Annotated in this window: 6 protein-coding genes; 2 read left to right on the plus strand and 4 right to left on the minus strand. The window is 71.3% G+C overall.

Going from position 1 to position 7,754, the window contains the following annotated elements:
* The 3 genes from ABZS54_RS40975 to ABZS54_RS40985 form a co-directional block, all read right to left on the minus strand.
* Nucleotides 1–1,060, minus strand: a 1,060-nt coding sequence (locus ABZS54_RS40975) for an SPFH domain-containing protein (RefSeq protein ID WP_355547914.1), incomplete at its 3' end; no start/stop codon positions are given.
* A 117-nt stretch (nucleotides 1,061–1,177) separates the two neighbouring features.
* Nucleotides 1,178–1,585, minus strand: coding sequence for an NfeD family protein (locus ABZS54_RS40980; protein WP_355547929.1), 408 nt, complete (start codon nucleotides 1,583–1,585; stop codon nucleotides 1,178–1,180).
* 92 nt (nucleotides 1,586–1,677) lie between these two features.
* Nucleotides 1,678–2,490, minus strand: coding sequence for an ABC transporter ATP-binding protein (locus ABZS54_RS40985; protein WP_355547917.1), 813 nt, complete (start codon nucleotides 2,488–2,490; stop codon nucleotides 1,678–1,680).
* A gap of 171 nt (nucleotides 2,491–2,661) precedes the next feature.
* On the opposite strand from ABZS54_RS40985, the gene ABZS54_RS40990 reads away from it, so the two are divergent.
* On the plus strand, nucleotides 2,662–3,438 hold the full coding sequence (locus ABZS54_RS40990; RefSeq protein ID WP_355547920.1) for a hypothetical protein: 777 nt from the start codon (nucleotides 2,662–2,664) through the stop codon (nucleotides 3,436–3,438).
* A 19-nt stretch (nucleotides 3,439–3,457) separates the two neighbouring features.
* Here ABZS54_RS40990 and ABZS54_RS40995 read toward each other — a convergent pair whose 3' ends face one another.
* Nucleotides 3,458–6,007, minus strand: a complete 2,550-nt coding sequence (locus ABZS54_RS40995; protein ID WP_355547923.1) for an FHA domain-containing protein — start codon at nucleotides 6,005–6,007, stop codon at nucleotides 3,458–3,460.
* Nucleotides 6,008–6,261: 254 nt separating this feature from the next.
* Between ABZS54_RS40995 and ABZS54_RS41000 the strand changes: the two genes are divergently transcribed.
* Nucleotides 6,262–7,754: streptophobe family protein (locus ABZS54_RS41000; protein ID WP_355547926.1), on the plus strand; the 1,493-nt coding region annotated here is incomplete at its 3' end.

A 7,754-nucleotide genomic window follows, 5' to 3' on the forward strand; every position in this document is an offset into this window, starting at 1 on the left:
GCGGCGGTTCGGCCGGCGGCTGCGCGGGCACGGTCGGCGGCTCGGCGGGCGGACGCGGTGCCGCCGAGGCGCCGTTTCCGGCCGGCGCCTTGCGCACCGGCGCGGCGGGAGTGCCCGAACCAGGCCAGGCCGGCTCCTCCTCGACCGGAACCTGCGGCACGCGGTGGGCCGGGCCGGAGCCGTTCGAGGACAGATTGCCGACCGCGTCGCCGATGCCCTCCAGGGCGCGGGTGACCTCGCTGGGCAGGATCCACAGCTTGTTCGAGCTGCCCTCGGCGATCTTCGGCAACATCTGCAGGTATTGGTAGGCGAGCAGCTTGTTGTCCACCTCGCCCGCGTGGATCGCCTCGAAGACGGTCTCGATCGCGCGCGCCTCACCCTCGGCCCGGATCACCGCGGCCTGGCGCTCACCCTCGGCGCGCAGCACGGCGGCTTCCTTGTCACCCTCGGCGGTGAGCACCTGCGAGCGCTGGTGGCCCTCGGCGGTCAGGATCGCCGCGCGCTTGTCCCGCTCGGCGCGCATCTGCTTCTCCATCGAGTCCTGGATGGAGGGCGGCGGCTCGATCGCCTTGAGCTCGACCCGGTTGACCCGGATGCCCCAGCGACCGGTCGCCTCGTCGAGCACGCCGCGCAGCCCCGCGTTGATCTCCTCGCGCGAGGTGAGCGTCTGTTCGAGGTCCATGCCACCGATGATGTTGCGCAGCGTGGTGATGGTCAGCTGCTCGATCGCCTGGATGTAGTTGGCGATCTCGTAGGTGGCCGCGCGCGGGTCGGTGACCTGGAAGTAGATGACGGTGTCGATCTGGACGACGAGGTTGTCCTCGGTGATCACCGGTTGCGGCGGGAAGGGCACGACCTGTTCACGCAGGTCGATCATCTGCCGGATCCGGTCGATGAACGGTACGAGGATGTTGAGTCCGGCGTGCAGCGTGCGGGTGTAACGCCCGAAACGCTCCACGATGGCGGCACTCGCCTGGGGGATCACCTTGACCGTCTTGACCAGGGCGACGACCACCAGCAGTACGAGTACGACCAGGACGATGACGGCGGTGGCCTTCACGATCTCTCCCGAGGTCCTGCTTGCCTGCGGCTGCCTTTGAAAACCAAGGCTGCATCGAGCCTAGGGCTTCGCGGGCCGACGTGGGACGTCAACACGATCGGCGTAACCGATCGGGCGTCACATCACCACGGCGGTCGCGCCCACGATGTCCGCTACGTCCACCCGGGCACCGGGCTCGAACACGGCGGTGGCGTCCAGGCTGCGGGCCGACCAGACCTCGCCGGCCAGCTTGATCCGGCCACCGTTCTCGTCGACGCGCTCCAGGACCACGGCGCTGGTGCCCTTGAGCGCCTCGATGCCGGTGCGTGATCCGGGCGAGTTGTTGTGCCGGACCACGACAGGGCGCACGAACACGAGCAGCGCGATCGACACGAGCGCGAACACGAGGCACTGGATCAGGAAGTTGCCGCCGGCTCCGGCGGCCCCGGCGGCCGCAGCGGCCCCGACCGCGAACATGCCCATCTCCACGAAGGAGGTGAGCACACCGAAGATGCCGAACGCCCCGACCGCGATGAGCCACCACATCCATGCGTCCACGTGTTCATCGTAGATCGTGGACGTACCGAGCAGCAGATGGTTCTCGGACGAAATGATCAGCCCGCGATCCGTGCCGGGGGTCAGCCCTGTTCCTCCGGCGCCTCCGGCATCGGCAGCCCGCGGGCGGACCAACGCCCGTACTGCTGCTCGACGATCAGCGGCAGGCCGAAGCAGTGCGAGAGGTTGCGCGAGTTGAGCGTGTCGGCGATCGGGCCGGCCGCGAGCACCCGTCCCTGACGGATCATCAGGATGTGCGTGAAGCCGGGCGGGATCTCCTCGACGTGGTGGCTGACCAGGATCATCGACGGCGCGTACGGGTCGGCGGCCAGCGCGCCGAGCCGGCGGACCAGGTCCTCGCGCCCGCCCAGGTCGAGCCCGGCGGCCGGCTCGTCGAGCAGCAGCAGCTCGGGGTCGGTCATCAGCGCACGGGCGATCTGTACCCGCTTGCGCTCGCCCTCGGACAGCGTGCCGAACCGGCGCTCGATGTATTCGGCCATGCCCAGCTGGTCGAGCAACCGGCGGGCACGCTGCTCGTCCTCGGCGTCGTAGCGCTCGTGCCACTTGGCGGTCATCCCGTAGGCCGCCGTCAGCACGATGTCCAGCACCCGCTCGCGGCGGGGCAGCTTGTCGGTGAGCGCGGCCGAGGCCATCCCGACCCGCGGGCGCAGCTCGAACACGTCGACCGTGCCGAGCTTCTCGCCCAGCACGGCGACCGTGCCGCTGGTGGGGAACAGGTACGTGGACGCCAGTTGCAGCAGTGTGGTCTTGCCGGCGCCGTTGGGGCCGACGACGATCCAGCGTTCGCCTTCCGCGACCGACCAGGTGACCTGGTCCACCAGAGGGCGACCGTCGCGCACCACCGATACGTCAACCAGTTCGAGAACGTCGCTCATCGCCTGCCAGCTCCCCATCGTGCGCTACGCCGCCGGACGGCATCCCCTTGTGTGGGATCACCGCCTCGCTCCGTGGTCCGCGTTGTTGCACCCGGTCCGGGAGAAACCTATGACACCGAGCGACCTCCGGTCGTGTCCGGGAGCGTTGTGACGCCCCTTACGCTTGTCCGCATGCTTGCCGAACCTCGCTCCGGACTTCTCGTCGCATGGGGCAATGCCCTGCTGGCCGGGCGCGTTCCGCCGGACGACGCGGTGTCCGAGATCGTCGGAACGGACGAACCGCATCGGGTGACGGGCGTGCCGGGCGAAAGTGTGCCGGTCGGCCTGTCGCTGGCGCTGGGCCGGCTGCGTGCGCTGGGCGTGACCGGTCTGCGGCTGGCGCTGCCGGTATCCGGGGATCCGCTGGCGCTGCCCGGACCGCCCGCCTTCAACGACCTCGCGCTGGACGCGGGCGAGGCGGCGATCACGGTCGGCGCGCCGGACACCGCGTACGGCCTGGTGCCGGAGGTGACCCGACACGGCTCGATCGGCGACACGACCGTACGGGTGGCCTGGCGCATGGTCGAGGTGGCCGACCGACCCACCCCGGGACCGTTCCTGGCCGAGGCGGAGCGCGAGCTGGCCGAGGCGATGCGCGACGCGATCGAGGACCTGACCCGACTGGACGTGGCCGGCAGCGGCCCGGCGGCGCAGCGCGCCCTCGCCGGGCTGTACCGCAAGGACTCGGACACCCGGGTCGCGCCCGGCCATCCCGGACGGGCCGGCCGGGTGCTCGACCAGGCGCGCCGGATCCACGCGGTGTTGACCGTGGCCGGCCGCGAGCACGGCGCCGCGGTCAGCGCGGCCGAGATATCCGCCCGGCTCGGCGCGCTCGCCCCGCTGGAGCGGGCCTGCCGTCGGGCGATGGTGGCGGCGTACGGCGCGGCCCTGGAGCCGGACCGGGCCTGAGCCGGCGCCGAGGGCGGCACTACGTGCCGCGCTTGCGCTTGGTCTTGGGGTCCAGGCGCCGCAGCATGATCAGCGCGATCAGGCCGTAGACCGCGATCTGGCCGGCCAGGATGCCGATGTTGCGGTACCAGACCTTCGGGTCGTGCTTCCACAGCGGATCCGGTGACTCGCCGGGCTTGCGCGGCAGTTGGGTGGCCAGATCAATCGTGCTGCCGGCCGCGGCGAACGCCCAGCGGGCCGGGGCCAGCCAGGAGATCTGCTCGATGCCGGCCTTGCCGTTGAGTGGGAACAGGCCGCCGCACAGCACCACTTGCACGATCGCGATCACCACGAGCAGCGGCATCGCCAACTCCGCGCTGCCGATCGACGCGGAGACCACCAGGCCTACCGCCATCGCCGCGATCGCGGACAGCACCACCGCGATGCCGATCTCGATGATCGGCGGGCTGATCACGACGCCCTTGGCGGGCAACTTCTGCCCGACCAGTGCGACCGCGGTGAGCACCACGCCCTGGATCGCGGAGATCAGCCCGAGCACGATGATCTTCGAGCCGAGGTAGGCGGACGCCGAGAGCCCGGCGCTGCGCTCGCGCCGATAGATGGCGCGCTCCTTGATCAGCTCGTTGACCGCCGTCGCGGTGCCCATCAGGCCGCTGATCACGAACAGCACGAGCAGCTTGGTGGTCGCCTCCTGGTTCGAGCCCGGCGGCGAGCCCGGCGGGCTGACCAGCTTGCCGGGAATCACCCGGCACAACATGCCCAGGAACAGCGGCGCTATCGCCAGCAGCGCGAGGTACTTGCGGTCCGAGGCGATCACCGCGAGATAGCGCCGGGAGAGCGTGGTCAGCTGGGAGAACCAGCCCTGCGGCTTGGGCGGCTTCGCCTGCGGTCGCTCGCCCTGTTCGGCGTGCGCACGGTCGCGACCCACCTCTATGTACCGGCCATACAGCTCCGAGCGACGGAACGGGCCCTCGTAGTCGCGGTCCGGTTCGTCGTCGAACATCTTGAAGACCTCGGGCCAGTCGCCCTTGCCGAAGAACGGCAGCGCCTCGTCGGGTGGTCCGAAGAAGGCGATCCGACCGCCCGGGGCGAGCACCAGCACTCGGTCGCACACGTTCAGGCTGCGGGTGCTGTGGGTGACCACGATCACCGTGCGGCCGTCGTCGGCGAGTTCGCGCAGCTTTTCCATCACCGAGCGTTCCAGGCCTTCGTCCAGGCCGGACGTCGGCTCGTCCAGGAACAGCACGGACGGCTTGGTGAGCAACTCGACGGCCACGCTCACTCGCTTGCGCTGGCCGCCGGAGAGGCTGCTGACCTTGGTGTCGGCGTACGGCGACGTGGCGCCGCGCGGCACCTTGTCCAGGCTCAGCTCGCCGATCACCTCCTCGACCCGTCTCTCCCGTTCGGCCGCCTCGGTGTCCTCGGGGAAGCGCAACTGCGCGGCGTAGCGCAGCGCGGTGCGTGCGGTGAGCTGGGCGTGCAGGATGTCGTCCTGCGGCACCAGGCCGATCCGCTGGCGCAGTTCGGCGTTGTTGGCGTACAGGTCGCGGCCGTCGTAGAGGATCTTGCCGCTGGCGGCGCGGCGGCTGCCGGTGAGCGCGCCGAGCAGGGTGGACTTGCCCGCGCCCGAACCGCCGACGATGGCCAGCAGGTTGCGCTCGGCGAGCGGGAAGGAGACGTTGTCGAGCAGGACCCGCTTGCCGGCCGTGACGGTGAGGTTCTGCACGTCCAGCGACACCTCGCCGGTGTCGATGAACTCGCGCAACTCCTGGCCGTCGAGCCGGAAGGTGGCGTGCCCGATGCCGACCAGGTCGGCTTCGCCGAGCAGCGCGTGCTCGATCGGCTGCCCGTTGAGGAAGGTGCCGTTGTGGCTGCCGAGGTCGACGATCTCGCGCCGGCCGCCGGGCGTGGTGCGCAACTCGGCGTGGTGCCGGGAGACCATCAGGTCGGTGAGCACCAAATCGTTGTCCAGCGCGCGGCCGATCCGCAGGGTGCGCACCGGGAGCGGGATGACCATGCTCGGCGCCCGGTCCACGCTCGGGCGTGGATCCGCGTGCGGCCCGGCGCCGATCTGCGCGCGGCCCAACGGGCGGGCACGGTCCGAGACTTGCCGGGGCGGCTCGGGCACGTAGGGCGGGTCGGGGGTGTGCGGCTGCTCGCCCGCGCGCGGTGGTTCGGCACGGCGCGGCGGCGGTTCGCTCCGGCGCGGCGGCTCGGGGATCTGTACGTGGTCGTGGTGCGCCATGCGCGGCGGCACCACCTCGGTGGCGTTCGACTCCGGCGCGAGTCGCAGCGGGTCGCCGTCGTCCGGGTCGCCGAGCAACACCTCGCAGCCTCGGCCCACGACCACGCGGTGTACCCGATTGCCGCGCATCCACGAGCCGTTGACGCTGTTGGTGTCGACGAACTCCCAGCCGTCGGAGCCCACCCGCAGGACCGCGTGTTGGCGCGACACGCGGCGATCGTCGAGCACGATCGCACAGGACGGGTCGCGACCGACGATGTGTTCTCGCCCGGGATCCAGGATCACGGGTGCTCCGGCGCTGGTGCCGACGGTCAGGTGCGGCACTGCCGGTCCTTCTGGCGTATAGCTGTCCCCCACGCTTCGAGAGTGTAGGGACGTGCGGGCCTCCCGGGCAGCCTTTCCGCTCCGGAAGCGTACGGAACCACTCCGAAGGGCGATTACAACGTCGACTTCTCCCTCCGCCGCGCCGCCGCCCGGGTGGCAGTCCGGCCGAATCCGTTGACGCGCGGGTCGGTGCGCTCGATAGTCGAGTTTGTCCCGCTCAACCGGCAGCCGGGTCGCACGTGACAGGAGCGGTCGTGTCCTGGAACCAGCAGCAGTACAACGCGGCGCAGCACGATCCGCCTCCGGCCCGACCACCGGCCGGCCCTGCGCCCTGGGGTGGCGTGGCACCGTGGCTGCACGCGCTCGGCGCGGTGCTCGCCGCGTTCGTGGCGATGGCCGTGGCGGCGTGGTCGGCGCTGTGGCTGCTGGGCGCGGACGACCTGGGGTCGAGCACGATGCCCGCGCTGGTCGCGGCGGTGATCGCGCTCGCGGTCGGCGGCACGGTCGACCTGAAGGGCGCCGAACAGGGCGGCCCGAGCAACGACATCCTCAGCCAACTCACCGGCGACGTCTCGCTCGCACAGGGCAGCGGCCGGGTCGACGTCATGCTGCTCGGCATCGGCCTGATCGGCGCACTCGTGCTGGGCTGGTTGTTCCTGCGCCCGCTACGCCACCGGCTGGTGATCGGCGCGCTGGATCTGATCGTGCACGGCGTGCGGGTCCTGGTGTTCACCATGGCCGCGCTCGGCGTGGTGGTGTCGGTGGGCAAACACTCGCTGCCGATCGATCGGTTCGTCTCCCGAGTCGGCGGTGCCCAGGCGCAGGACCTGATCGGCCTCTTCGACCTCGGCGCGGCGGCCAGGTTCGAGACCGATGTGAGCGGCACGCTCGTCTTCGGCGCGCTGTGGCTGCTGATCACCCTGGTCGCCGCCGTCGCGGTGTCCGCGCGCGGGCCGCTCCCGATCAAGTGGCTGCGGCACCGCGCGGTGCTGCGGGCCCCGGTCGCCGGTCTGCTCGCCGTACTGATCACCGCGGTGGTCGCCGGGATCGTGGGCACCCCGTTCGTGGCCGCCGCCGCGCCCGCGCCGAAGCGGATGATCGGCGGCATGTTGTTCGCGCTGCCCAACGCGGTGTGGCTGCTGGCCTCGCTCGGCCTGGGCATCCCGTGGAAGGGCACGACCAGCGCGCCCACCGAGGTCGGCGGCTTCTCCTTCGGTCTGCCCGGCCCGCTGGGCAAATTGGTCAAGGCCTCCTCCGGGGACGGTCTGCCGATCCGGATCGACCGGTTGGCCGAGCTGGATTCGCGGGCGTGGTTCGTACCGCTGTTCTCCGCGCTGCTCCTGCTGCTCGGCGCGACCGTGATGGCGATGCGCGCGCCCGCGTCGGTGCGTCCGCATCAGCACGCGTGGCGGTTCGCGGTCACCCTCGCCGGCGGCCTGCTGGTGATCGCCTACCTGATGCAGTTGCAGCTCAAGGTCGCGGTGAGCGTGCTGGGCGGGGTGGTGTCCCCGGGCGCGTCGGTGTCGCTGCACGCGGACTACCTGTGGACGGTGCTGCTCGGCCTGTTGTGGGGCGCGTGTGCCGGCTTCATCGGCGGTGCGGTCGCGGACTGGGTGCGCTACCGCCGGGTCGGCATCGCCACCCCGCCGGCGGCCTCGGGCCCGCCGCGGCCCACCCACGCCGCGCCACAGCAGCGGTACCCGCGGAGCGCGCCGTATCCACCGTCCCGACCGCCGCACCCCGACGC

The organism is Embleya sp. NPDC005575 (genome assembly GCF_040605455.1).
Lineage (GTDB): Bacteria > Actinomycetota > Actinomycetes > Streptomycetales > Streptomycetaceae > Embleya.

Coding starts and splice junctions, on each gene's coding strand:
- ABZS54_RS40980 (WP_355547929.1), bottom strand. CDS start 1,585: ATGTGGTGGCTCATCGCGGTCGGGGCGTTCGGCATCTTCGGTGTGCTC.
- ABZS54_RS40985 (WP_355547917.1), bottom strand. CDS start 2,490: ATGAGCGACGTTCTCGAACTGGTTGACGTATCGGTGGTGCGCGACGGT.
- ABZS54_RS40990 (WP_355547920.1), top strand. CDS start 2,662: ATGCTTGCCGAACCTCGCTCCGGACTTCTCGTCGCATGGGGCAATGCC.